General features: G+C 62.3%; 2 protein-coding genes. One reads left to right on the plus strand and one right to left on the minus strand.

Translation table 11 applies throughout. From position 1 onward, the window contains the following. Positions 1 to 331 (plus strand): hypothetical protein (locus tag ACSLE4_RS14290; RefSeq protein ID WP_435905098.1); only part of this gene is annotated, 331 nt, incomplete at its 5' end. A 20-nt stretch (positions 332 to 351) separates the two neighbouring features. On the opposite strand, the gene ACSLE4_RS14295 is transcribed toward ACSLE4_RS14290, so the two are convergent. Next, complete coding sequence (locus ACSLE4_RS14295) at positions 352 to 1,770, minus strand: transposase (RefSeq protein ID WP_435905099.1); 1,419 nt, start codon at positions 1,768 to 1,770, stop codon at positions 352 to 354. Between the last annotated feature and the right edge of the window lie 244 nt (positions 1,771 to 2,014).

Here is a 2,014-nt window from a genome sequence, read left to right on the forward strand (position 1 = left end):
CACCTACAACTACGACAAGACGCAGGCAGACGCCATACAGCCGGCGGGCGAGAAACTGAGGTCCGGCCGCTACGAAGCGTTGCTCGAGGTGTATCAAGCGCGTAACGCGGTGCAGATCGCCAAGTCGCAGGGCGCCGACCAACACGCGGCAAGCAGCTATCTCGAAGCCGCGCAACTGTTGGAGCAAGCCGAGGCGAAGTACGCCGCTAAGGCGAAGAATAAAGAGGTCGTCGCAGTAGCGCGCCAGTCAACGCAGACAGCCGAAGACGCCCGTTTGATCACGGAGCGCAAGAAAGAGCGGGAGCGGCAGGAGCAGGTGGCGCAGCAGTAATGGCATGCTAGCAGCCCGTGTCAGAACCCCGTTTTTTGGCGCGGGCGCAACCTTGGCGGATGGGGCCGCAGTCTCTCGGAAAAGTGAGCTCTGAGCGGTGAACTTTCATCCAGTCCGGAACATGGCGCAGACTTTGCCGAAAGAGCCGCCAGGACGCGCCACAAGGCGCAAAATAGCGTCCTTTTCAGGTCCGCCAGCCCTCGCGGCGTTCCGGCTCGGGTCAGCGTTCGCAGAATCAGCGCTAGGTTGAACGCCGCCGCTTGCAACAACACCCGCTTGGCGACGTTGCCGCGACCACGCACATGCAGTCTCCGCAGCGCACCGGTCTCATACTGATGCGCGAAGGGGCGTTCCAGCAACTCGCCGCGCCGCCGCAACAAACTCTTGCCCCGCGCGCCTTTCACGCGCCGCCGGTTGGCGTACACCGCCGCTTGCTGCTCCCGTTTGCCTTCCCAGTTGCGCCGTGGCTGCTGGGGCACCGCAACGTAAGTCCGCACGCCCATCTCGCTCATCGCCGCCAAACCCGCGCCGCCGTGATATCCCTTGTCGGTCACCACTTCGCGCAGCCCTTGTTCGTGCACCTTGTGCTTGCCTTGCGCGGTCGGCGTCGCGATCTGTTCGGCCACCGCCTCGCCCGCCGCCGGTAAGGTTTCCTGCACCGATTCGCTGTCGCCCGCCGCGCCGCCATGCGTGGTGATCGCCACGATCGCGCCCGTCTCCAGATCCACCGCCTGCTCGGCCTTGTAGGCCAAGTGCGTTGTGCCGTCTTTCATCTTCGTCACTTCGGCTTCCGGATCGTGCGGATTCACCCACTGTTCGTTCGACGTCTTCTTCTTCCGCTTGCGATCCATGCGCCGCACCGCCTCGTCATCGCTGGCATCGATGCCTGCCTCCGCCGCCAGACGCCGCAGATACTGCATGTAACTCTCGCTGGTGTCGCGCCGCACGATCGAACGCATCGCCGCGTTGGCCTCCAGCGTCGTCGCGTCGATGCCGATGGTCTTGCCTTTCAGCAATCCGCGCCGCGCCACTTCCGTCAACACAAACCGGAACACCGCCTGATGCGTCGCTTCATCCAGCAGCCGCCGCGTCCGCGAGATCGTCACGTGATCGGGCGTGGCTTCGTTGAGCCCGTAGTTCAAAAACTGCCGTAGGCTCAAACTGTCGGCCACCCGCCATGCGATGCCGCGCTCACTGTTGATTCCCTCGAAGAATCCGATCAACAGCAGCCGGAAGTACACCCCCGGCGCCAGCGACGGCCGCCCCAGTTTCTGGTGATAGAACGGGCGGCAGCACTGCTCGCAAAACGCATCGAAGCCCGCTTCGTCCAGCACGCCGTTCAACCGCTGGTAAAACGGATGCCCCGGCGCCTCCGCTCGCTCGCTGGCATAGAACAACTCTTCCTGCTTCTGTCTGGATCGCCGCGTTCCCATCGCCATGCCTGATTTTACGGCGAAACACTTCTATGGCAAAGTGGTTTTTAGACACGGGCTGCTAAACTGTTACCTATGTGATTGGGTAAAACTGTTACCTATGTGCCCGGACGTTCATTCCCTACGCCGCTTCGCGGCTATTGAATGCCTACACCCTCAAGATTGTGAAACAAGTGCTCACTACGATCCAGGATGAATCGAAGGCGCCGTGACATCACCGCGAGGACGATCCCAAACTCCACGCGCCCAG

Source organism: Methyloceanibacter sp. (genome assembly GCF_051306395.1).
In the GTDB taxonomy this organism is placed as follows: Bacteria; Pseudomonadota; Alphaproteobacteria; order Rhizobiales; family Methyloligellaceae; genus Methyloceanibacter.